Annotated in this window: 23 protein-coding genes; 13 read left to right on the top strand and 10 right to left on the bottom strand. The window is 59.1% G+C overall.

Going from position 1 to position 23,950, the window contains the following annotated elements:
- Positions 1-247: 247 nt before the first annotated feature.
- The 6 genes from ACE3OA_RS04610 (at position 248) to ACE3OA_RS04585 (ending at position 5,843) form a co-directional block, all read left to right on the top strand.
- On the top strand, positions 248-2,494 hold the full coding sequence (locus ACE3OA_RS04610) for a flagellin (RefSeq protein ID WP_374308383.1): 2,247 nt from the start codon (positions 248-250) through the stop codon (positions 2,492-2,494).
- Between the two features lie 130 nt (positions 2,495-2,624).
- A complete protein-coding gene (locus ACE3OA_RS04605; RefSeq protein WP_374308381.1) occupies positions 2,625-2,981 on the top strand; it encodes a flagellar biosynthesis repressor FlbT in 357 nt (118 codons plus the stop codon).
- 59 nt (positions 2,982-3,040) lie between these two features.
- Positions 3,041-3,490 carry a flagellar biosynthesis regulator FlaF gene (locus ACE3OA_RS04600; RefSeq protein ID WP_374308379.1) on the top strand — a complete coding sequence of 150 codons (450 nt, stop codon included), beginning with the start codon at positions 3,041-3,043 and terminating at the stop codon, positions 3,488-3,490.
- A 22-nt stretch (positions 3,491-3,512) separates the two neighbouring features.
- Positions 3,513-4,310 (top strand): hypothetical protein, encoded by a 798-nt coding sequence (locus ACE3OA_RS04595; protein WP_374308377.1) that lies wholly within the window; start codon positions 3,513-3,515, stop codon positions 4,308-4,310.
- Between the two features lie 30 nt (positions 4,311-4,340).
- Positions 4,341-5,063 (top strand): hypothetical protein, encoded by a 723-nt coding sequence (locus ACE3OA_RS04590; RefSeq protein ID WP_374308375.1) that lies wholly within the window; start codon positions 4,341-4,343, stop codon positions 5,061-5,063.
- A gap of 114 nt (positions 5,064-5,177) precedes the next feature.
- Entirely contained in the window at positions 5,178-5,843 is a 666-nt protein-coding gene (locus ACE3OA_RS04585; RefSeq protein ID WP_374308373.1) for an alpha/beta fold hydrolase, read from the top strand.
- A gap of 8 nt (positions 5,844-5,851) precedes the next feature.
- On the opposite strand, the gene ACE3OA_RS04580 is transcribed toward ACE3OA_RS04585, so the two are convergent.
- The 8 genes from ACE3OA_RS04580 to ACE3OA_RS04545 all read right to left on the bottom strand — a co-directional run bounded on the left by ACE3OA_RS04580 (position 5,852) and on the right by ACE3OA_RS04545 (position 12,094).
- Positions 5,852-6,625 carry a TylF/MycF/NovP-related O-methyltransferase gene (locus ACE3OA_RS04580; protein WP_374308371.1) on the bottom strand — a complete coding sequence of 258 codons (774 nt, stop codon included), beginning with the start codon at positions 6,623-6,625 and terminating at the stop codon, positions 5,852-5,854.
- Positions 6,622-7,125, bottom strand: coding sequence for a hypothetical protein (locus ACE3OA_RS04575; protein ID WP_374308369.1), 504 nt, complete (start codon positions 7,123-7,125; stop codon positions 6,622-6,624). The genes ACE3OA_RS04580 and ACE3OA_RS04575 overlap by 4 nt, the downstream gene beginning before the upstream one ends.
- 1 nt (position 7,126) lies before the next feature.
- Positions 7,127-8,002: a CmcI family methyltransferase gene (locus ACE3OA_RS04570; RefSeq protein WP_374308367.1), complete on the bottom strand. Its 876-nt coding sequence runs from the start codon at positions 8,000-8,002 to the stop codon at positions 7,127-7,129.
- Positions 7,999-8,910, bottom strand: coding sequence for an NAD-dependent epimerase/dehydratase family protein (locus ACE3OA_RS04565; RefSeq protein ID WP_374308365.1), 912 nt, complete (start codon positions 8,908-8,910; stop codon positions 7,999-8,001). Before ACE3OA_RS04565 ends, ACE3OA_RS04570 begins: the two co-directional genes overlap by 4 nt.
- Complete coding sequence (gene rfbC / locus ACE3OA_RS04560; RefSeq protein WP_374308363.1) at positions 8,907-9,470, bottom strand: dTDP-4-dehydrorhamnose 3,5-epimerase; 564 nt, start codon at positions 9,468-9,470, stop codon at positions 8,907-8,909. The genes ACE3OA_RS04565 and rfbC overlap by 4 nt, the downstream gene beginning before the upstream one ends.
- Positions 9,467-10,582, bottom strand: coding sequence for a CDP-glucose 4,6-dehydratase (gene rfbG / locus ACE3OA_RS04555; protein WP_374308362.1), 1,116 nt, complete (start codon positions 10,580-10,582; stop codon positions 9,467-9,469). The genes rfbC and rfbG overlap by 4 nt, the downstream gene beginning before the upstream one ends.
- Positions 10,566-11,348 carry a glucose-1-phosphate cytidylyltransferase gene (gene rfbF, locus ACE3OA_RS04550; RefSeq protein ID WP_374308360.1) on the bottom strand — a complete coding sequence of 261 codons (783 nt, stop codon included), beginning with the start codon at positions 11,346-11,348 and terminating at the stop codon, positions 10,566-10,568. The genes rfbG and rfbF overlap by 17 nt, the downstream gene beginning before the upstream one ends.
- Before the next feature lie 71 nt (positions 11,349-11,419).
- Entirely contained in the window at positions 11,420-12,094 is a 675-nt protein-coding gene (locus ACE3OA_RS04545) for a hypothetical protein (RefSeq protein ID WP_374308358.1), read from the bottom strand.
- Between ACE3OA_RS04545 and ACE3OA_RS04540 the strand changes: the two genes are divergently transcribed.
- Complete coding sequence (locus ACE3OA_RS04540) at positions 12,074-12,328, top strand: hypothetical protein (RefSeq protein WP_374308356.1); 255 nt, start codon at positions 12,074-12,076, stop codon at positions 12,326-12,328. The genes ACE3OA_RS04545 and ACE3OA_RS04540 overlap by 21 nt on opposite strands.
- 8 nt (positions 12,329-12,336) lie before the next feature.
- Here ACE3OA_RS04540 and ACE3OA_RS04535 read toward each other — a convergent pair whose 3' ends face one another.
- Positions 12,337-12,828, bottom strand: coding sequence for a DapH/DapD/GlmU-related protein (locus ACE3OA_RS04535; protein ID WP_374308354.1), 492 nt, complete (start codon positions 12,826-12,828; stop codon positions 12,337-12,339).
- 151 nt (positions 12,829-12,979) lie between these two features.
- Positions 12,980-14,080 carry a dTDP-glucose 4,6-dehydratase gene (gene rfbB / locus ACE3OA_RS04530; protein ID WP_374308352.1) on the bottom strand — a complete coding sequence of 367 codons (1,101 nt, stop codon included), beginning with the start codon at positions 14,078-14,080 and terminating at the stop codon, positions 12,980-12,982.
- Between the two features lie 254 nt (positions 14,081-14,334).
- On the opposite strand from rfbB, the gene ACE3OA_RS04525 reads away from it, so the two are divergent.
- From ACE3OA_RS04525 to ACE3OA_RS04500, 6 genes are all read left to right on the top strand, one after another.
- Positions 14,335-16,590, top strand: a complete 2,256-nt coding sequence (locus ACE3OA_RS04525; protein WP_374308350.1) for a flagellar hook-basal body complex protein — start codon at positions 14,335-14,337, stop codon at positions 16,588-16,590.
- Positions 16,591-16,618: 28 nt separating this feature from the next.
- On the top strand, positions 16,619-18,331 hold the full coding sequence (locus ACE3OA_RS04520; protein ID WP_374308348.1) for a flagellar hook-associated protein FlgK: 1,713 nt from the start codon (positions 16,619-16,621) through the stop codon (positions 18,329-18,331).
- Positions 18,332-18,347: 16 nt separating this feature from the next.
- Positions 18,348-20,891, top strand: coding sequence for a hypothetical protein (locus ACE3OA_RS04515; RefSeq protein WP_374308346.1), 2,544 nt, complete (start codon positions 18,348-18,350; stop codon positions 20,889-20,891).
- A gap of 10 nt (positions 20,892-20,901) precedes the next feature.
- A complete protein-coding gene (locus ACE3OA_RS04510) occupies positions 20,902-22,605 on the top strand; it encodes a flagellar hook-length control protein FliK (RefSeq protein WP_374308344.1) in 1,704 nt (567 codons plus the stop codon).
- Between the two features lie 24 nt (positions 22,606-22,629).
- Positions 22,630-23,328, top strand: a complete 699-nt coding sequence (locus ACE3OA_RS04505; protein WP_374308342.1) for a flagellar hook assembly protein FlgD — start codon at positions 22,630-22,632, stop codon at positions 23,326-23,328.
- Between the two features lie 161 nt (positions 23,329-23,489).
- The gene (locus ACE3OA_RS04500; RefSeq protein WP_374308340.1) at positions 23,490-23,795 is read left to right on the top strand and encodes a DUF1153 domain-containing protein; all 306 of its coding nucleotides are present in this window, start codon (positions 23,490-23,492) and stop codon (positions 23,793-23,795) included.
- The last annotated feature ends 155 nt before the right edge of the window (positions 23,796-23,950 follow it).

Raw genomic sequence — 23,950 nt, 5'->3', positions numbered from 1 at the left:
GCGAGGGGCAGGTAAAAGCTGCCTAGGTTAACAAATATTAACTGGATTTTTGTGCCGGGTCGGCAATTTTTGCCCGGCAAGAAATGTCCTTAACAGGTAGTTAATATATTGAAATAGCTATATTTTATATCCATCCGGCAGATATTTCCGGTTGGCAGGGAAATTGCTTCCCATTGGAGACCACCTGTGCGGTGGGGCGTCGGTTCAAAGAACCGGCGGCAACCTCAGCCTCCAAAGGGAGCTAAATATGGCAACGAACGACGTCCAGCTGAATGCTGGCATCCGCAGCAACCTGCTGCTTCTCCAAGAAACCTCGGTGAAGTTGGAGCGTACCCAGCTTCGTCTTGCCACCGGCAACAAGATCAACAGCGCTCTCGACGGCCCGGCGGGCTTCTTTGCCTCCAAGGGTCTTAACCAGCGCGCTGGCGACTTGACCGGCCTCAAGGACGGTATTGGTCAGGCCATCAGCACCATCAAGGCTGCTGACACCGGCATCACCAAGATCGAAGCCCTGGTCGAACAGGCCCGCGGTCTCACCACCCAGGCTCTCGGTCAGTTGGGCACGGACGCGAACTCGGTCGCCCTGCGTAACAGCTTGGCCAACCAGTTCAACAACGTGCTCCGCCAGATCGACAGCCTTGCTTCGGACGCCAGCTACGCTGGTAAGAACCTGCTGATCGGCAGCGGCCTGCGTCTCGACGCCACGGCGTCGACCAAGACGTCGGTCAACGCCCTGGCCGGTATCAGTGGCGCCCGCGCCACCAATGTCGTCAGCGCCGACGAATACACCATCTCCGTCACTGGCGATGGTGCGATCGAAGGCTCCAGCAACGATATCGCGAATGCCGAACAGGCCCGCGGCATCAGCAACCTCGTGGTCAACGGCTTTGCCTCGACCACCCAGTCCAACTTTGATTCCATCTCAATCAAGTTGGGCGGCGGCAAGGGTAAGGACAAGACCTTCACCCTGACCGAAGGTTCGGAAACCATCACCCAGACGTTCACCACTGCTCAGTGGGACGCGGCTAAGGCCGATGGCGAAGTTCTGCGCTTCTCCTACGAGTTCAAGAGCGGCACGAACGTGTCGTTCGACGTCGATTTCGATGCCATTGAAGACGTGCCGGATACCGCCGGTGTCGGTACTTCAATCATCGAAAAGAACGTCAACCTGCAGATCCTGGCAACCAACCAGAACGGCGAAACCATCACGCGCGATGGCCTCAACCTTCTGGGTCAAGCCAAGGTCGCCGATGGTGAAAACGCCTTTGCCTTCGATTCCGGCACGGCGCGCATCACTGTCGACGAACGTCAGATCCTGCAGGCGTCGAAATACTCGCAGGCGGCCAGTGCGTCCTATGGTACGGGCGCTGGTGCGATTACGGGTACACCGACGACATCGGGCGCCATTCCCCAGGATGAGACCTTTACGCTGACCGCCCAGGGTAGCAGCTACAACTATCAGACTGGGAACTTCAATACCTACAGTGCGACACTGCAGGGCACCAACTCCACCGGCGTCGACACTCAGGCCGTCACCGGTACGACGGTGACCTTCAACTCGGCCTCGCTTGACACCACGGTCACCTTGGATGTCAACGTCAACGACCTCAAGTACATTGCGACGGCGGCCTCGGCTGGTACGGTCGAGATCAACAGCACCAAAGCGGTTGCGGCGAGCTCCGTGCTCGTTGCCGCTAACTTCAGTGCGACGGCCCAGTCCGGCTTCTCGGAAAACCGTGTCTCCAACCTGACCTTCACGGTGACTGGCCCGGCCGACAGCGCCACCCTGACCGTTTCTGACGGTACGGGCGGCGCGTTCTCGTCTCGTATCGATCTCGGCTCGACGACCGACATCGCCATCGCCATCACCGGCGGTGTCAATGACGGCGCCGTCCTTAGCCTCAACGTCAGTGCCGCCGGTACGGCATTGTCGAATGCGGCTTCGGCGGGCTCCAATGTCTCGGCCACGTTCTCCTTCCAGGTGCGCGGCGAATTCACGGGCAGCCGTGAAGCGAAGTTCGACGTCCGGGCGGCCAACACCGGCCAGTCCGCGACGCTCGAAACCAAGCAGCTGGTCGACGGCACGGATGCCAACAACATGGCCGTGCAGTTGAACGAGACCAACACCAGCAATGTGACCGTTGTCTCCCAGAACGTCCGTACGGACGGTCAGGGCCTGAAGCTCGACTTTGCCCAGAACGGGTGGAATGACCGAGCGGATATCGACAACGCAATCAAGCAGCTGGATACGGCTAAGCTGACGCTCCGGGCGGCATCGTCCAACCTGAGCACCAACTTGAACGTCATCCAGACCCGAGAAAGCTATACCAAGGAATTCTCGGACGTGCTGGTCGAAGGCGCCAACAAGCTGGTCCAGGCGGACCAGAACGAGGAAGGTGCGAACATCCTCACGCTGCAGACGAAGCAGCAGTTGGGAACCATCTCGCTCAGCCTCGCCAATCAGGCGCAGCAGGCCATTCTGCGATTGTTCTAATCGTAGGTGGTTGAGTAGGATTGGGCGGCGGCAGAAATGCCGTCGCCCGCCCTCCTCACGTAACTATCAAGCGTCGGTAGGGAAATTTCTGTAACGGCCGGCGGGCAGCCAAGGTACCAAGGGGGCTGACTTGCCACTTAAATTCACGTTACGACCTGGCGAAAAGGTCATCGTCAACGGTGCGGTCATCGGCCGGGGCGAGGAACCGGGGAGTTTCTACCTCTTCAATAAGGCGAACTTCCTTCGCGGCCGCGAGGTAATGAAGGATGAAAAAGCCGATACGATTGAGAAGAAACTCTATCTGATTATTCAGCTGGTCTACCTGTTTCCCGACAACGCCGTTGAAAACCTTGTGAAATTTGAAGCCATCCTGGCGGATACGATGCGGCATAGAACAGACGCCCTGGATCAGTTAACGGAAGTGGCACGTCTCGTGCATTCTGGTGACTACTACCGTGCGCTGAAGACGACGGCCAAGCTGTTCTAGTGCTATTCTGAGCCTGAAATGGCGGACGCCCCGGCGAGAGCCGCGGTACGGAGGAATGAATGAAGCAAGCGGTCGGTTACAGCAGTCAGCCACGCGCTATGGATCCGCGCAGTACGGAAGCATGGGCGCTCGCAGAAGCCTCGCGGCGTTTGATTCTAGCGGCCAAGGCGGACGACAAGGGCGAAAGCCTGCGTGCGGCGCTGATCCTGAACCAGCGCCTGTGGTCGATCTTTCAGGGTGCCCTGATCGATCCCACCTCCGCTTTGCCGAAGGCCATTCGCGACAATGTGCTCGCCCTTTCGATCATGATGGACCGCCACCTGATGCAGCGCCTGGGCGATCTCGACGCCAGCAAGATCCAGCCGATTCTGGACATAAACCGGGCGATTGCCGAAGGATTGTCGATGGACGCGCCCGACCTCCCCGGCACCACCGCACAGCCGCAGCAACCGGTTCCTGCGCCGGCCACCGGCACGCATGCGACGCCGGTCATGAATTTCACCGCCTGACGGGCGCTGAGGGAAGGAAGCAATGGCAAACGTTAGCGCACTTAGTTCCGTATCGGCGGCAACTTCCGCTCTCTACAATACAACGGGCAATAGCGCGACGTCATCGGCCGGCGCCGCCGTGGACGAACTTGCCGATATTTCGGCCCAGATTGCCGAGATTGCCAAGAACATGAAGCCCTCCGGCGCGATCGGCGAGGTGGAGGAATTCGAGAAGACGAGTTACGACGTCCAGATCGATAACAATATGACGGCGCGCGATATCGGCGTGCTGCGCGAAAACGATACCCGCCTTAGTCTCTTCAGCTCACTCTCCGCCGGCGACAAGGTGGATGTCTACCGGATGCGGGTTGCCACAACCGGCTTGACGACGATTGGCTCGCTGGTCGGTGAATCCAAGGACAAGGACTCGCTGCGAATCCAGATTTTTGCCAAGAACACCGGCAAACTCATTGCCGACAATGACGTGGATGCCGGTGACGCGCGCAAGAACTACCTCCTTCTCACCCAAGGCGCCTTGGAACTGCAGCAGGGCGACTATGCCATCCGCGTGTCCCGGATCGACGGCGTCGACCCCAGCGCGCAAAAGAGCATGCAATACGCGCTTCAATTCACCCAGGGCGGCTACAAGCGCGATTTCGATACGGTCGAACAGGGCAAGAATTCGAGCGCCGACGCCTTCGGCTTCACCGGCCTTGGCGCTGGGACGACGGCCCTCATCGAGGGCCTGAGCAGTGGGTATTCGTTCATATCGAATCTGTCACCGATCGGCACGTCCGCAACCAGCAAACTGAGCGGCGTCCTTTACGATTCTCTCTTCTAGACCAGGTACATTCGCCGCTACGGAGCTATCATGTCCGGCCAGACTTTCGCACAGCCAATCCAGATCTATATCGGCTATGACCATCGCCAGGCCGTGTCGTATAACGTGCTGCAGTTCAGCCTCCTGCGACGGACGTCAAAGCCGATTACCATCGCGCCGCTGGTGCTGCCAACACTGCCTATCACGCGCCAAGGCCTGACGCCCTTTACCTTCAGCCGCTTCCTGGTGCCGTGGCTCAATGGCTATCAAGGCTGGGCGATTTTCCTCGATACCGACTATCTCTGCCTTGCAGACATAGCCGAATTGTTCGCCATGCGCGACAATCGCTATGCCGTGATGGTTTCGAAGAACGTCAAGAAGTTCGAATGGGCATCGATGATCATGTTCAATTGTGCCCATACCGCCAATCGCATCCTGACGCCTGAATATGTCGAGGACCCGCAGCAATGCCGCGCGCCGCACGGGATGGATTGGCTGCCTGATGATCTGGTCGGCAATTTGCCGGGCGAATGGAACCATCTGGTCGGATATGATCCGCCGCGGGCCGATGCCAAGCTGGTTCACTACACCCAGGGCATGCCGGTCTTTGAGGAAACTGCGGGCAGCGAATACACCGAGCATTGGATGGCCGAACATAAGGCCGCGAACCAGACTCTCGGCTGGCAGGATCTGATGGCGCGTTCCGTCCATGCCGCCACCACCGCAGATGGCCGCAAGGTGGCCAAGCTGCATGCGCAAGCGGCCAAGGCCTGATTGGACTGCATTCCTCAAACCGGCACCGGAGATTGTGTGCCAGTCGAAGGCGATACCTCATTCGAGGGCATCGTCGTCTACCGGCACGCAAATCCATCCGCCAGGATTCAACTGATGGCAATGCACGGCGTGTTCCGCTGTGCCAATGACCTTGCAATCTTGGCGGAACTCCTGCCCGACGTTGAGGTCATAACGGTTGATCTACCAGGCCATGGCAAAGCGCCCCATTCAGACCTGGGTTACACTCCGGAAGCGCTAGCTCGGCCGATCCGTGCCGCCTATCTGGCATATAGGGATGACCGCCCCTTCTTCCTCCTCGGCGAGTCCTTCTCGGGGCTGACGGCCTTGCTCGTGGCGCGCTTGGAACAGGGCATTCGCCGCGTGATTTTGATTGATACGCCACTGGAGACGCAGCGTGTGGCGAACTCGTGGACGCAATTGATGGGCTATTACCATCTTCATCCAGAATCGCGCCCGATGATCGCGGGTATCTGCCGAGATTTCTTTGGATTGGACATCCAGTCGGGAAAGGCAGAAGTTCGCACCTACTATGAATATCTCCGCCGCTGCCCCGTGCCGACGATGATGATCACAGGAAAGATCAAATCGAACAAGCCGCCAATCACCGGCGCGTACTTCCAAGCGGGCGACCAGGCGGAGATCGGCAAAGTCGACGGTGACTTTTCATTCATTGAAGTACCCAAGGCAGGGCACAGCGTGCTGAAGCTGCAGCCGAAAGCCGTCGGCGCCATCATAAAGTTCCTGGCTTCGCAGCTCTAGCTCTTCTCTTACCTCGGCTTCATCCACAGTCCCTGCCCGGTCGGCAGGGCGAGAATCGAGATGCCATGCCGGCGGGCAAATTCGTCCCAGGCATGCTTCTGATTCACATGGGCTGCCCAACCGTAATCGTCGAGCAGCACGAACCCACCCGGCACAAGAAGCGGCCAAAGAAATTCGCCGGCAGCAATTTCAGGCTCGACGACATTCATGTCGATAGAGGCATAGCTCACACGGGTCGATTTGATGGCCGAAAGCGTGTCCGGTACGCGGCCACGCACCACCACGGCACTCGGCCATGGCGCAAACTTCTGCTGGACCGCTGCGTAGAGATCGCTGTCCTGATACTTCCGATTCATCCCCGATACGCCGGCCGTCCGCTCAGCCGCGGTGATCTGCTCCTCCGGAATGCCGGCGAAGGTATCGAGCAGATAGAACTTCCGGTCCGGCCACTTGCTGAAATCGAGCGCACTCATGATGGCGCCGGACAGAATGCCGGTATTGACACCGCATTCGACAAAGTCACCTTCGAGTTGCGCCGCCTGCCCGGCCACCCATAGCGCTACATGTACACGCCATTCGATGTGCAGGTCGGCCCTGCCGCCGCTGGCACCCACGCGATACGCTGCGGCGAAAGCCGGGTCCTTGATGAAATCGCAATTGTGGCGCGTTGCCAGACCATCGCTGTTGTAGGTCAATGGGCCTTGCACCAGCGTACGCCCATCGGCCAAGGGAAACTTCACCTCGACCTTTAGCGGCAACTGCAGAATCTGCTGATCGCTCATTTTGGCCCACCGGACAAACCGGTCACTTTCTGCAGGCAATTCAAATCGACGTAAAGATGTCGCATCAGTCGTTCGATCTGCGTGCCGTTGCGCTGATCAAGCCAGTCATAACCATTGTAGGATTGCGCCGGACCGGCAGCCACATGCTCAATCCGGTCATAGAGAGCCACTGCCTCGACGGCGACGGACATCACGGCTTCCCATTCCTCCGTCGGCGTCTTGGCCCAGCACCAGCGCATCCAATCCGCCAACCACGCAAAAACACTGTGATCGCAAACGATATTCGGGTTCGCCTTGAGATCTGCGATGTGGTCGACAATCAACCGCAGCCGCGTCTCCTTCTGCAAGGCCAGCGGCATTTCATAGAGCGTCTGATAGCCATAGCGCTCGCAGGCTGCACGGCTGGGATCCCGCAGCAGCTTCGCTCCACCCTGCTTCGCCAGAGCTTCCGCCTTGGCGACAACATCGATGGTTGGTGGCGCCGAGATTACGTGTCTCATGTCACTTCACCCTCAACAGCACGCCGTTGGGATTGAGCGACATGATGTATCGCTCACCCCAGCGCCGGTCATAGACGAAATCGTCGTTTTCCTTCATGAAGGCTTCCGCCGCTGCTTTCGGTCCTTCATTGGGCACCGGATGATAGCCCATCACATCGTTGAGTGAATCTTCGACGATGAAATAGCCGCCGACATGAACGAAAGGTGCATAGGCCCGTATCTCGCCAAGAACATGGTTCTTTTCGTGATCGGAATCGGCGATCACCAACACACGCTTGCCGGCCGCTTTCTTGCGCACCTGCTCCAGTACCGATTCCGAGGTACTCGACCCCTCGATATAGGTGATGCGCTTGTTCTCGGGCGGCTTCGCCTTGGCCAGCGAAATATCGATGCCGAGCACCTCGCCATGGCCGACGAGATCAAGCATGCTGGCGAAGAAATGTGTCGCGCCACCAAACATGATACCGAGTTCGATAATCACATCCGGTTTGGTGTCGTAGATGATCTCCTGATAGATCCAGCAATCCTGAGGCGTCTTGATGAGATCGTGACCGAGCCAGCGCTGCTGATGCTTCGGTGCGCCGTAGCGATAGCCCTGATGGATGTAATAGTAGTGATACATCATGTAGTCGCGGAGCGTCATGTCGCCCAACCGCTCCATGCTCGACTGATCCTGATACAGCTTCTCGATGGCGCCGATGTGCGGATTGTTATGCAGCAGCTTCTGGTGGAAGCCCTGCTGTTCACAGAAGGCCCGGCGTGCCTCGGGATCATCGGCGCGCTGCGTCTGCACCAGATATTGCACGTAAAGCTGGGCTATTTCCTTGTCCAACGCCAAGGGCGGGAACGCCCCTTTCGAAGATGCGACGCTGCTCATCGATTTGCTCCCCTATCGCGATAGGCGTTCATAATGCTCTCAAGATGCTGATCCAGCGTCGGACCAGCACGCGGCCGCTCGACGCGAGAAAGATAGCGCAAGGGCGCTTGGGATTCAGGTGATTTCGACTCCGCCGGCGGCCGAACCACCTGACAGGGCCGCCCGGTCAAGCGTTCACAAATCGCAGCACAGCGTTCCGCCAACGCCAGAATGCTGAGATCATCGACACCGAGCGCATTCCTCAGGCTCAATCCTTCGGCGGGCCCTTCCAGCCAATCGAGAATGGCGTCGGCGATTGCCTGACTGGAAATGAAGTTCCGCATCTGGCTGCCGGCGCTCGCCAGCCGAATCTCGCCCTGCGTCACGGCATCGCGCGGGAACGAATAGGGCACCAGCGACCAGCGTCGGAAGCGGCCAGGATCCGGCAGCGGCCCGAAGACCGCACAAGGGCGCAACACCAATGCACTATCGCCCGCGACGCCGAGATTGCGGCGCAATACCTGCTCGGTGGCAAAATGCAGCAGCGCATAGTCGCTCAAGGGATCAGCCGGTCTTGCCTCGTCGATATCGCCGACCAAATGACCATAAACATGCGCACTTGAGACATAGACGAAACGCGTGACACCGGCTTGCCGTGCGGCCTTTATAAGAGCCTCGGTAGCGGCGACAGCGCGGATTGCAGCGTGGCCAAGGTCGACCTTCACTTCCTCATCAGTAACACCTGCGCAATGTATGAGGGCATTGCAGCCGGCGAACCAGTCCGGCGCGATAGCCCCTGGATCCCCGAGGTCGACTTGACGATCGGCATTGCCGTGGCCGATACCGATCGCGTCATGGCCGCGCGCCCTCATTTCCGTCATCACGGCGCTGCCGATGAGGCCGCTTGGTCCAAGCACAGCAGCTTTCATCGCCACGTCCCGAGTTCGATCGGGGCCACATCCCGCAGCAGCGGCCAGGCCGCATCTTTGTCGGAAATGATCGGTGCTCCGGTGATCGGCCATGCAATGGACAGGTCGGGGTCATCCCAGCGTACGCCCCCCTCGGCTGCGCCATTATAGGCATTGTCCACCAGATAGCTGACCAGGCTATTTTCCGTCAGCGAACAGAAGCCATGCGCACATCCGCGCGGAACAACAACCATGTTCTTGGCACCGGCACTGAGTTCGACGCTGTCCCATTGCCCGAAAGTTGGCGAACCGGCTCGCAGGTCGACGAAGACGTCGATCACGGCACCAGATACTGCGCGCACCAGCTTCGTCTCGGTATGAGGTGGCCGCTGGTAGTGCAGTCCGCGCAAGGTTCCTTTGGCTACAGACAGGGATTCGTTGGCTTGCACCCAGTCGGTCGGCAAACCGGCAGCTGCGAAACTTGCCTTGTCATAAGTGCGCATGAAATAGCCGCGCGCATCGCCGTAAGGCGCCAAATCGATGCGAGCGCTGCCGGCTATCTTGAGCGGTTGAATTCTCATGAATTGCCACCTCGGACGTCGTCCGCATATGCGTCGATCTGTGCCGCCGTCGCATTGCGCATCCCGGCGCCGCGCAGCTGATCACGGTACCAGGCGATGCTACGTTCGACAGCCGTCGTCGCCGGCCAAATCGTCCGCCACCCGATCGCTTGCGCGATGCGATGGCTGTCGAGCGTCAACAGATTCGCCTCGGGAATGGCAGCATCACCTTCCCGACGCCATAGCGCGCCCTTGCCCCAGACCCCGGTGGCTATATCGGCGAGGGCGCCAACGCTCACTCCTTGCGTTTCAGCCGGCCCCATGTTCCAGCCCTCCGTATCGTCGAGACCCGGAGAAACAGCGGCCTCCGCCAGCGCCAACATGCCGCGTACTGGCTCGAGCACATGCTGCCACGGCCGAACGGCATCCGGGTTACGCAAGATGAGGGGGCCGCCTGCAGCAAAAGCGCGCACCGCATCCGGCAGCAAACGGTCCGCTGACCAGTCGCCGCCGCCGATGATATTTCCTGCGCGCACCGCCAACACCGGCACGGGCTTGACGGCCCGCTTGAAGTAGCTATTCCGAAAAGCCTCGCAGACCAGCTCGGCACTGCTCTTGCTGGCGCTGTAGGGTTCGTCGCCGCCGAGCGCATCGCTCTCGCGATAAGGCCAGGGCCAATCCAAATTGCGGTAGACCTTGTCGGTCGTGAAAACGATGATTGCCTCCAACCCTTCGCTCCCACGCAGGGTGTCGAGCAGGTTAACCGTGCCCATCACATTCGTGCCGAATGTTTCCACCGGATCGCGATAAGCCTGCCGAACGATCGGCTGTGCTGCCAAATGAAACACGATTTGCGGCCTGACACGGGCGACGCAAGCGCGCAACGCAGCCAAATCGCGGATATCTGCGATTGTCTCGTCCGCCAGTTCGGGGATGCGGATGACCGAATGGAAATTCGGGTCGGTGATCGGCGGCAATGCATAGCCCGAGACGCGCGCCCCAAGTCTATGCAGCCAGAAGCTTGCCCAGCCGCCGACAAAGCCGCTATGCCCGGTCACCAATACGCGACGGCCCTGCCAGAAATCGGCTTTCGGTAGTGGATTGAGCATCGTCAGTTCAAAGCCATGGCGCATTGCCTTTGGCGTAGATGCCGTTCAGCAGCAGCATTTCGCGGTAGGTGTCCATGCATTGCCAGAATCCGTTGTGGTTGTAGGCGGTCAACTGCTGCCGCTGCGCCAGCTGCGGCAGGACATCTGTTTCCAGAACCAATGCGGGATCCATGCTAACATCGTCAAAAGCGGATTTCTGGAAAACGAAGTACCCGCCATTGATCCATCCGCCGGCGGTCTGAGGCTTTTCAAAGAAAGACTGCACCGCGTCGCGATCGATATCGATCTCACCGTAACGCGACGAGGGGTGAACCGCCGTTACGGTCGCCAGGCGCCCGGCGGCCTCATGCGTGCGCGTAAGTTCCTCAATATTGACGTCTGCGACGCCATCGCCGTAGGTGGCAAAGAACCTGTCGCCTTTGACATGGCGGATCGCCTGCTTGATGCGGCCACCCGTCATCGTTTCGGCGCCGGTGTCGGTGAGGACGATCTCCCAATCTTCATTCTTCTCTTCACCAAGAACCTGGACGTCGTTCCATTTCAGACTGACGACAACATCGGCGTTCCGATAGCGATATTGAAGAAAGTAGTCCCTGATCACCTCGCCTTTGTAGCCGAGGCAGAGAATGAAGCGGCGCACGCCAAATTTCGAGTAGCGCTTCATGATGTGCCACAGGATGGGGCGACCACCGATTTCGACCATCGGCTTCGGCTTGAACTCCGTCTCCTCGCGCAACCGTGTGCCCTGGCCGCCGCAGAGGATCACCGCCTCCATATCGTGTAAGCTCATGCTTCCCTCATGCTATTGTCACACGGCGCCATCATTCAAACAGTTCGCCGGGTCTTTCGCCACCCATCCGCTCAGACCGTCGCGCCGGCAAGCGATTGATCCAACAGTTCCTCCAGGCAAGTCTGCATCGTGACTTTCCGGAAGTCGGCATACGCCTGCTCGCCCAGCGCGCGCCATTTGTCTCCAGTAACCAGGTCGGCAACAGCGTCGGCGAAATGCTCCTTGTCGGCGATGCGAGCCAGGGACAGATAGTTTGCCGGATCCGTTTCGCGCTCAGACAGGATCGCACACCGGTTGTTGGCCAAATAGCAGATCCGAAACGAGTTCACATGCGTGTACTTGTCTTCCTGGATGATGTTGAGCTGCACCTTGGCGCGGGCAATGCGATCGTTGCGCAAGAAATAGGGACAAGAACCATCCGCCGTGCCACGAAAGCCTTTTGCCTGGATCGCCTGGAGCATTCCCCGGCGACGCTGGCTCATCATCCCGAAGAAATAGAAATCGAGATCTTTTTCCTGGCGATGCTCAATGTCTTCAAGCCGTGGGTGCCAACCCCAGCGCAAGAAATGCGCATTGTTGCCGTACCTTTGATGCTCTGGAATGTTGTCCATGATGACATCCCAGACAAATTTGCCCGACTGCATTGCCGGTAGATAGGCGCCCAGGAAATCAGTTTTCTGCGGGTTGAAGTTCAGCATGTCCTGCGCAATGACTTCCGTATTGACATGGGCAAGCTGCACCTTCATGGCGGCAAGCTTCTTCAATTCCGCCGGCGGCAAGAAATAGGCGCCGACGATCAGATTGAAGCGATCCCCTTCCAGCGAGAGGCCGGAGAGGACGACATCGTGACCGAGGCTTTCCAAGCCAAATTTCATTGCCAGCAAGAAATCGCGGCGCAGGTGGAACAGGACTTCCGGTCCAAAATAGGCGATATTGAATTTCATCGATGTCCCGCGTCGCCCCCCCGGCGTGTTGATTGAATGGACCGTCAATTTTCCGTACGTGGCCGTATCATTTGACAGGGATTTCCACCCCAGACCGCGCGCCCGGTAATGCGTCCGGAGACCACGCTGCCGGCAGCGATCACCGCGCCAGATTCGATATAGGTCCCATCCAGGACCGTCGTGTTGGCTCCCAGCCACACATCGTCTTCGATAATGACGCCGCCCCGTGATGGCATGAAGCCCTGCTGGCGTATCGGTGTGTCGAGCCGTGATATTGCGTGGTTGGCCGGGACGATCATGCAGCCGGGCCCGACCAAGACGAGGCGCCCCATGCGAATGCCGTTGCCGGAATAGAGGGTCGTATGCGGGTTGATATAGCATTCCTCGCCAATGACGATATCCCCCGCGCCGCCGACCGCCTTGATGACCACAAATTCATAGATCTGGGTCCGTGGACCGATGACAATGCGGCTGCCGCGCACGGACGGTATGATGCGCGCATCCTGGCTGACATGGGCGGTCGGATCAATTTCCAAGGCCCCACTCGTATTTGCGGCCATCTCCCCCCCGAAAAATCAAACTGTTCCGCACTTTTGACAGTCATAATAGTTCTATTCGTTAATCGCTCAACAGCTAGAAAGCAATTAATGTGCCAAAAATAGAGAAGAACGGCCCATCCGGCATAGATTATCGCGTCGAAATATCAGCCAGTTGGCCGATCCGAGCCGGCTGATACCCGTGGGCGAGAATGGTCCGCCACCAGGTTTCGTGCTCGAGATACCAGTCAATGGTCTGTGCCAGGCCAGCCTCAAAGTCGACCGATGGCCTCCAACCGAGCTCCCGCTCCGACTTGCTTGGGTCGATCGCGTAGCGCAAATCATGCCCCGGCCGGTCCTTCACAAAGACGATCCGGTCCGCATAGCTGCCCCGGGCCAAAGGACGCCGATGGTCGAGGTGGCGGCAAATGCCTTGCACGACATCGAAATTCCGTCGCTCGCCATGGCCGCCAACGTTGTACTTCTCCCCGACCTGCCCGCGTTCGGCCACGGCCACCAGCGCCGCCACGTGATCCTCGACGAAGAGCCAGTCGCGTATATTGAGCCCTTGGCCATAGACCGGCAAAGTATCGCCATCGATGGCGCGAATGATGACATGCGGGATCAGCTTCTCTGGAAACTGTCGCGGCCCGTAATTGTTTGAACAATTGCTGATGATGACCGGCAGGCCATAAGTTGCATGCCAAGCATGGGCCAGATGGTCAGATGCCGCTTTGCTTGCGGAATAGGGCGAATTGGGACGGTAGGGCGATTCCTCAGTAAACAGGCCGGATGGCCCCAGGCTGCCATAGACCTCGTCCGTGGAAACATGGACGAAACGAAAACCTGACGCTTCGGCCGCTGGCAAACCACGCCAGTAGGCGAGGGTTGCCGAAAGCAGCCGCTGCGTCCCAACAATGTTGGTCTGCATGAAAGCTTCCGGGCCATCGATTGATCGGTCGACGTGGGATTCTGCGGCAAGATGAAAGATGATTTCCGGACGAAACTCAGAAATGAGGCGCGCAACGCCCTCCTGATCGCAGATATCTGCTATCGCTAGCCGATAGCCCGCCCGCCCCTCCAACTCCGCAAGTGAGGCGGGGTTGGCGGCATAAGTCAGTTTGTCGAGATTGAGGACCCGATGGCGGCCTCGAAGCACCAGATGCAGACAAAGCGCCGAGCCGATAAAACCGGCCCCGCCGGTCACTAAAATACGCCTGCTCAATCCGATCTCCACCGCTCGCCGTTTCATTGACCTGGTCGTAAATATGCCACTTTTTCGTTGGCGCCGCGCCCATCAACCAACTCCGCGGCGGCCCGGCAGATGCTTCCACCCTGCGGCGAATGATACCGATGATTTTCTGCCTAGGCAGCCCCTGTGAAGCTATAAGTATTTGATAATAAATGTATTTTAAACCATTTACGCCTTGGCCCGGGACTTGCTTAGGAACGCCTTGAACTGTCAATTCCGAACGGACGAGGTTTTCAATGAGCATCCTTGGGGCAATGTTTACGGCAGTCAGCGGTGTAAACGCCCAGTCGAAATCCCTCGGGCATATATCGGACAACATCGCCAACTCCCAGACCACTGGTTACAAGAAGGTGGACACCCGGTTCGAAACCTTGATCACCGTCTCAAACGCCAACCTGCACCAGCCGGGTGGCGTCGTCGCTTCGCCCTCCTTCGCCAATTCGCTGCAGGGCAACGTCAATCAGACGCAGAGCATCACCAACATGGCCATCAGTGGCCAGGGCTTCTTCGTCGTCAGCCGCGCGGAATCGCAGACGGCAAACCAGACTTTGTTCAATGACCTCGCCTATTATACGCGCGCCGGCGATTTCGAGGTGAACCGCGACGGCTACCTGGTGAATAACGGCGGCTATTACCTCAACGGCTGGGCCGTGGACGAAGTTACTGGTGTTGCCGATACGTCGACCCTGTCGCCGATTCAGATAACCCAGACGATCGACGAACCGACAGCCACGACCGAGCTCGAGTTCGTCGGCAATCTGCCCTCCTCCTCGGTCGTGAATCCGACGCCGGCCTTGGCCCCGACCAACATCAAGATCTATGATGCCCTCGGCAATCCTCACACTGTGTCGCTCGTGTGGGCCAAACGCGCCGACAATCTGTGGAAGCTCGATATCGTCGCTGCCGACAGCACGCTCGATCCCGTGTCAGGGACCCTGGTCGGCGTCAACGATCAAGCCATGGCCCTGGCCCCGACAACGGCCAACGTCCCGGCGGTCTCCCAGGTCGATACCGTTACGCTGCCCTCGGATGGGCTGGGCTTCGGCCAGACGCTGACCTTTACCATCGGCTCCAATTCCGTCACCGTCACGGCCCCCGTCGGTGGCTACACGGCGTCCCAGGTTGGCGCCGCTATGGTCGCCGCCATCAACGGCAATCCCGGCTTGTCCGCTCAGGTGACCGCCGGCAATCTCACCGCCACGACGTTCGACGTCTCCGCCGATACGGGCGGCACCCCCTTCTCGATGACGCTTGGCGGGACCGGCTCCGGACAGACGGACACCTTCACAATCCCCGTCGCTGGCATGCTCGCCGGTGAGCAGATCGATGTCACCATCAACGGCACGCTGATGACCTTCACGGCCGGCGCCAACCTGTCGGCAACGCAGGCCCGCGATGGCGTCATCGCCATGATCAACAGCAATGTCACGGTAAATGGCCAGGTCACGGCCAACCCCCTGGCCGGTAACACCTTCACCGTCGACGCTGATGCGGCCCAAGGCACGTTCACAACCGCTATTGGCGATACCATCCTGGCCGGCAATGTCACTTTCACGACGGCTACCGGCGCCACATCGGTAAATACAACCGCGAACGGCCTACCGGTTGCCCAGGTCGAAACCGTGACGCTGAGCGGAACGGTTGGGCCCGGCGAGATCGGCGACACCTGGACCGTCAATGTCGGCGCGCAGACAGTTTCATATGTTGCCAACGGCACCGAAACCAGCCTGAACGACGTCGCCATCGGCCTCGCCGCGCAGATCAACGCAAACTCGTCTTTGGGCGTCACAGCAACGGCACTTGGCGCCACCGTTCAATTGACGGCAATCAATGCTGGCACGCCCTTCGCCGCAACCGTCAGCGCGTCCAACGGATCGACAAACTCCTTCATCGACGTGCAGTTCGGCACCTCCGCGGCGACTGCCGGAAAGCTGGTTGGCATCAGCAACGCCTACAATCTGGGCGGCAATGCCACGACACCAACGGCGCAGAGCGCTGGAGACGACGCGATCATCACCTTCCAGGTCGATTATGGGGTCGGCCCGCAGACAATCGAACTCAATCTCGGCAAGTTCCAGACGACCGAAGGTGTCACTCAATTCTCCGGTCAGACCATCGACGTACGCCGCTTCACTCAGGACGGCATGGCACAAGGTGTCTTCAAGGATCTCACCATTCGCGACAATGGCGACGTGGAACTCAATTACGACAATGGCAACAGCCGCGTCTTCTTCAAGGTACCGATCGCTCAGTTTTACGACGCCAATAGCTTGAAGCGTGAAGGCGGTCAGGCCTTCACCGAGACGTTCGACAGCGGCTCAGCTCGCCTTGCCGGCGCCGGTGAGAACGGGTCCGGCACTTTGCGCGGATCGGCTGTTGAAGGATCGAACGTCGATATCGCCGAAGAATTCTCCAAAATGATCGTCACACAGCGGTCCTATTCGGCGAACACCCGGGTCATCACCACAGCTGACGAGATGCTGCAGGATATCATCAACATCAAGCGTTAAGCTGATTAGCAGATTGGGATAGGCAGTCATGTCACTGACAGGCGCCCTTAACGCCGCAGTTGCCAGCCTCCGGGTCAACCAGGCCAACATCCAGGTGTTGTCGGCCAATATTGCCCATGTCAACGACCCGAACTATACGCGCAAGACACTCAACCGCGAATCAATCGTGTTGGGTGACACGCAGATCGGCAGCGTCGGCATTGCCTCCTACTCGTCCGCGGTCAGCGAAAGCCTGCGCAAGCAGATGGAATCGCTGATTGCCCGCAATGGAACGAGCGGCGCGCAAGATGAGTTCATGTCGCGCATCCAACATTTGCTGGGCACCAGCACCGACCAGGCCGCTCTGCCGAACCTCTTATCCCAGTTTACCGCGGCATGGCAGACACTGCAGGCCACACCTGAATCGAAGGCGGCCCAAACTGCCGTCATTCGCTATGGCCAACAGCTGACAGAAGAAGTTAACCGTATCGCCGCCGGCATAGATACCATCGATTCCGAAGCGAAGGGCGAGATCGGGCAATCCGTCGACAAGCTCAACGGCCTGCTCGAACAGGTATTCGAGTTGAATGTACGGCTGAGTTCGGCCAGCGAGACGGGCGCCGAGCGAACCGAACTGATCGATCAGCGCGACGCATTGGTACGTGAAATCGCGCAATATGCCGATGTGCGCACGGTCGAGCGGGACAATGGAACGATCTCGCTCTTTACCCCGGCCGGCCTCAGTCTGGTCGACGGCCCACCCTCGAAATTCGTCTATGACGGCAGCAACCTGTTCCGGGCGGAAGATCCGACCACGCCGGTTGACAGCCTGTTCCGCGACGGCAAGATCCGGGCGCTCATGGACTTCCGCCTGGACAATAGTGCCAAGGCCTTGCCGGTTAGCACCGATCCATCGACAGAGGTCATCCGGAAGCTACGCTCGCAGCTCGATGCTGTCGTGAAGGCAATGACTTCGACCACGGGCTCGACCTTCAGTTCGGCCTATGATGCCGCCGGCCAGTCTCTTCGCATCGAAGCGTCGTTCCAGACGACGGTCAAAGCCCAGCCGGCCTCGCCACAATATTCGACCGTCAGCCTGAACGGCGATCTCAGGGCCGGAGACGTCTTCGATGTGGAGATCAACGGTCGCGTGTTCAGCTATACCGCTCAGGCGACTGATGCGACACTGGACGCGATCGCAGCAAAACTCGCCGGCCTGATCAATGGCGATACGACCTTGGGCGTCACCGCCATCGCCGGCGCCGGACAGATACAGTTGGTCGGTGCGAGCAACGATACGCCATTCGAGGTCAAAACCTTGGCCAATGGTGATTTGCCGGAACTGAGGAGCGGCTTTTTCACCGGCACCGACCGCTTCACCTTCCAGGTCAATCAGGCCTTGCTTGATGGCACGCAGCAACTCAAGAAGAATTCCGCGGCGGATATCGTTACGGCTCTCAACAATACCGACCGCACTTTCGCGTCTGCAGGACTGACCATCAGCGGTGTCTCTTACAAAGGCATGATGGTCGGCATTGTCGGCACGGCGATTTCGAATGCGAAGTCGATTGCCGACCAGGCGAAATTCAACGCCGAAAGCCTTAAGCAAACAGAGCAGCGCTATCAGGCCGATGTCGGCGTCAATCTTGACGAGGAAATCGCCAATCTTCAGGTGCTGCAGAACGCATATGCAGCGTCGGCACGCTTGCTCACGGTCGTACAGCAATTGTTCGACACGCTGCAGGCCGCGGTAAGCAGGTAGTGGCAGGGAGAGCGCGATGACCATTAACGCCTACAGCTCATATGCCAACTATCTGGGCAATGTCTCCGGGTTCAAGAACCTGCAATCCTCACTTGCGCAGCTGACCCAGCAGCTCAATACGGGCACAAAGTCGGTCAGCCTCGTCGCCTACGGCACCCAAGGCACGCGCCTTCTTGATCTGCGGGCCGAGATCCAGCGCCGCGAAGGATATCTTGACGCGATCAAGGCGCTTACGCCCGACGTGAAGGCCTATGACAAGGTGTTCGACAGCATGGAGAAGCTGGCGAGCAACATGTACAGCGCGTTCCTGAGCCCGCTCAGCGATCCGCCCACGGCCCAGAAGGACAAAGTGGTCCTTGACGGCAATACCGGGGACGTCGGCGACATCTACAAACTGACCGTAGACGGCAAGCTGTTTTCCTATGTCACCAGTGGCGTCGAGGGCAGTCTTGATGAAATTGCCGGCAATCTGGCCAATCAGGTAAATGCCGAACCGGGAATGCACGTTGTCGCAAAGGCGGTCGGCAGCGAAATCACCATTACCTCGATCGAAGTGGGCGCCACCTATACAGTCAACGCCACGATCACCAATGTTGCCGGCGGGACCGATAACACGGCAACATCGACACGGCTGCAGCAAGGCAAAGTCTCGCCCATCGTCGGCCAGATCGACAGCGCACTGAGTCAAATGCAGGCGCTGCTTAACGAACAGGTCAACGATCGCTACCTTTTCGGCGGATTGACAGCCAACGACAGGCTGCCGGTCTTGGATCTGCACCGCCTGCCGGACCCTTCCGGCAGCGCCAACGCGATCACATCATCGACCACGCAGCAATTGGCTGCCGGGACGACCGTCCAGCAAGTCCGCGTCACCACCGATTACCTGGGGGCATTGCAGTCTGAGACTTTCACGATCAATGCCCAGAATTTCACCTTTAACGGTCCCCTGACGGCTCAGCAGCTGGCCGATCAGTTGCGCACGGCGATCAATGCCTCGGTTCCGCTCACGGGCGTGGTGACGGTAAGCGATGTCGATGCCGATGGCCTGACGATAACAGCGACGACGCTTGGCACGGCCTTCAGCGCCGTCGTCACGGGCACCGACCCGACACCGTCCAAGATTACGACGGTGCAACCGAACATCCCAATCGGCGCGTCTCAGGTCGATCTCATTCAATTATCGGGGCCGGTGGGCACGATCAATGAGACGTACAGCGTCACCATCATGGATCCGCCGACGCATATGCTGCCGGTGACCATCTCCTATAAGACGACTGGCGAAGAAAAGAGTCTTGACGATATTGCCAACCAGTTGATCGACAAGATCAACGCCTATCAGCCGCCTTTCACCGTAACGGTGACCGCACCCGGCAACGGCCAGATCCAGCTTGTTTCGGCGACCGCATTCGAATCGCATGGCGCCGTTCAGAATGAGCCGGTGGTGAAAACCACCCAGCGTACCGTCGTTCCTGTCGCACAGGAAGATGAAGTCACCTTCCCCGGCCCCTTCGGTGACGCAGGCGATATCTACACGATCAATTTCACCGCGCCCGTCGCCGGCCCGTTCTCCGTCACCACGACAGCAGTCGACGATGCCAAGTCAGTTGCCCAGAAGTTTGCTGGCCTCATCAACGCTACTTCATTCGGGGTTACGGCAGCGGTAAAGGGCGACAAGCTTGTCCTTCAATCCGACACACCGGGCACGCCCTTCACCTACACGGCCGTTCTCACAACGGATGTGGGCCAGGTGACCACAGCGCCAGCCACGGCGACGACCGTCGCCAATATTCCGGCGGGTCCCTTGCCGCAGATTGATACCGTCAGTCTGTCCGGTCCGGTCGGCCGCAAGGGTGATGCCTATGAATTGACCGTCAACGGCCGCACAGTCCGCTATACGACGACCGGCGGTGAACGGGACATGGATGCCATCGCCATCAACCTGGTTGCCCTGGTGAATGCGGCTGTTCCGGCCATGCCGGTCACGGCGACGGCCGGCGCTACGGGCACGGGCACTTTCACCCTCACTTCGACGACACCTGGCGTCGTGCTTGAGACCGAAACGAAGGTCCTTCAGCCGACAGTCGTCACCAATCCGGTCGCGCCGATCTACAACGAGCATCAGGAACCCCTCGATTCCGCCAATGCTTGGGAACGTGGCAAGATCACGATTGCCGACCAACTCACTCTGCGCAGCACCTTCTCGGCCAACGAAGCGGCCTTCCAGAAGCTGCAGTTGGCGCTGCGCTATGCCCAATCCGCAGTGAACGACCTCGACAACTACCAGGCAAAGATCGAGGTGGCGCGGTCGCTCACCAATGATGCACTGACCGGTATTCGCGCCCTGCACGCCGACAATACTGTCAACGACGCGGTGATTTCAGCAACCACCCTGTCGCACCAAACGTCAATCAATCTCTACTCCGACGGCACCGACAAGATCGAAGCCGTCGACAAGAACGAAGTGGCGGCCAAGCTGGATGTGGCCCAGACCCAGTTGCAGGCGATCTTCGCCGTTATGGGTACGACCAATCAGATTTCGCTCGTGAATTTCCTGGCGTGAGGACAAGTGAATGGAAACCAACCGGATTGATTTTGCATTTCTCAACGCCAGCAAGAGCAATGCGTCTAAATCGGCGAATGGCGGCAATGCCTTTGCCGATCTCCTCTTCGGCGCCATGAATCAGAAAACCGATACATTCACGACGGGTCAGACCGTCATTAAACCAGCTGAGACCTATACGCCGCGGCGGCGCTTTGACGATTATCCCCTGGGGCCCACGCGCCTCGATCTGCATGATCGTGGCGATGATCACGCGGACCGCCGCGTCGACAACGACCAGTCGCATTCGCGCTGGAGCGTCACCGATGATTCCAGTAATCCGGGCCGCGGGGCGCAGGAGCACAGTGACCATATCCAGCACCCAGGCAAGGCAGGTGGACACAAGAACTGCGGCGAGGCGCTTAGCAGCGAAGCCGGTAGCGCGGTAGATGCCGCCACACCGCCCGACCCGGCGACGGACGTCGAGTTGCCGGACTCGGAGCAGGACTTCAGTTTGGGAGAAGAAGGTAGTGCCGGCGACGAGACGGCCGAAGATAGTAGCGATGGTGAGCAGGCTGATCTGGCGCTGACCATGACCAATACGCCAAGTGTCGAGGAAACGATATCGGCACCGGCGACCGTGTTTGATGCCGGGGCAGAAGTCGCGGCGGCCGGAGCCGGAACGGACGCAACTGGAGGTGCTATCCCTGCAGCAGAGGCGGGTGAAGAGATAGAATCCGTGACCCCGGCACTGGCTGCAGGCCCCGCCCTGCCCAAGACCGACGAGTCACCTGAAAATGAGACCAGCGCCCCCGGCGCTTCGGGCAACGCATCTTCCGCCGCGGCCGGTACGCCGAACGAGGTGGAAAAGGCACCTGTCACCTTCTCCGAGAGCTTGGCCTTGAACGACACCGCCGATCAGGCCGCTTCGAGCGCCGAGGGGCAAGCCGCCGCCATCGAGGCGAAAAACGAGCGGCAGCTTGAAGAAGGCGGCGGTTCTTTTCGCCGTAATCTTGGCAACAATCGCCGCGCCGGAGCCAATGGCACGGGGACCGCCGCCAGCCCGAACAATAGCGGAAATGCGAATGCGAACGCGAACGCCGCCAGCGCAAATGCGGAAGCTGGCGCTGCGGGTATCGCGGGCAATAGTGGCGGATCCATGGCACCGACCGGCACCATTCCCGTCGGATTCGACACCGGCCTTGGCAACTCGACCGGTCTGCCCGGCTGGAACCTCCATCTGGCGCAAGGGGCGGCGGCCCGGCGTGGCGATTTTGTCGCCAATCTGCGTCAGCACCTGCAGAATTTGCCGGTTCATGACCAGGTTGCTCTCAGCATTCAGCGCTCGCTGCGCGACGGCGGTGGCAGCATCACCCTTCAGCTCTCGCCCACGGAACTGGGCCGGATTCACCTGAAGCTCAATATTGATGAGGAAAACAACGTCCAAGCTTCGGTCGTGGTCGAGCGGCCCGCCACTCTGGAACTTTTGCAGCGCGACATGAAGGCGTTGGAACGGGCCTTGCAAGATGCTGGTCTGAAAGCCGGCCCGGGCGACCTTTCCTTCAGTCTGCAGGGGGGTGATTCCGAGGCTTTCGCTCGTGATTTCGGTTCCGGCAACGGCTCCGGATCGGGCGGAAGCGGTCTGGCCAATGACGAAGGGGCCGAGGCACCAACCTCTCCCGCCGCCGCAGCCGTGGTTGCGACCGGCGACGGATGGGTTGATGTCCAGGTCTAGATCAGGGAAAGCGGAGTAGAGAAAATGGACATCCCGAGCATCAGCCAGACACTTGCTGACAAGGCGGCCAGCGCCCGGGCCAATTCGTCGACCACAAAGGACGCCGCCAGCAACCTGTCGGACAATTACGACAATTTCCTGCTGCTGCTGACGACCCAGCTGCAGAATCAGGATCCCCTGTCGCCGATGGATACCGCCCAATTCACCCAGCAGCTCGTTGCCTTCTCGCAGGTCGAACAGCAGATCCAGTCAAATAAGAACCTGGACAAGCTCATCAATCTGCAATCCTCGACCAACGCCTATTCGGCAGTCAGCTTCATCGGCACCTCAGTCGCCATCGATAGCGACAAGGTGATGCTGGCGGACAAGAACTCCCGCTTCGACTACACGATCGACAAGACCGCCACCAAGGCCACCATGACCATTCGCGACAAGAACAACCAGGTGGTCATGATCACCGAGGCCGATGGCAGAGCCGGCACCCATCGGGCGCAGTGGGACGGCACGGACGTCTTCGGCAATCAGCTGGCCGATGGCGAATATACGGTCGCGGTGACCTATGAGGACGCCGCCGGCAAGAAATACACCGCCGACATCACCAGCTATGGCGTGGTCGATTCCGCCGATATCGAGGACGGTGCGGTCTACCTCAACATCGGCAGCATTCGCGTCCCGATGGACAAGGTCCAGCACATCAGCAAGCCGGAACCTGCGGACAGCTGATCCAAGCGCTTGTTCTTTCAAGGAATTTTACGGGATTTTAGATGATTTGGCCGCACTTTGCGGCGCCCTGTTTAGGACTTTCTTAAATGGCCTTGGCGTATGAATGGTCCGAACCGAGACCAGAATCACGGGAAATCCTCATGGGGATACCCAGCATGGCCATGGCAGAAGTTAGACCCGCAGCAAACAACCTCACCGATGCGCTGCCCAAGAGCATCGACGACCTGCCGCCCCCCGGTACGCGCCGCTGGGTCATCCGTCGTAAGGCGGAGGTGGTGGCTGGTGTCCGAGCGGGTCTCATCAGCATCGAAGAGGCGTGTAAACGCTACTCGCTCTCCGTCGAGGAGTTCCTTTCCTGGCAACGGGCGATTGATCGTCACGGCCTGCGCGGCCTGCGGACGACCCGCATCCAGGACTATCGGACTATCGATCGGGTGGATCCTGAGGATGAATCCCCACGATCGTGATAGCCTTAGGTAATATTCCTTAACGCCTGTGGATTACTGAAGATAAATTAACCATATCAAGCTTCTAGCTAGGCAGAAATTTCTGGGCGCCTAGGCAATTTTTACCGCTATTAACTTCTCATTAAACCCTCAACCATACACTCGGCCTCGTTCTC

Source organism: Dongia sp. (genome assembly GCF_041906375.1).
GTDB lineage: Bacteria > Pseudomonadota > Alphaproteobacteria > Dongiales > Dongiaceae > Dongia.
The sequence above is the reverse complement of the archived record's forward strand: the minus strand, read 5'-3'. Positions and strand labels throughout refer to the sequence as shown.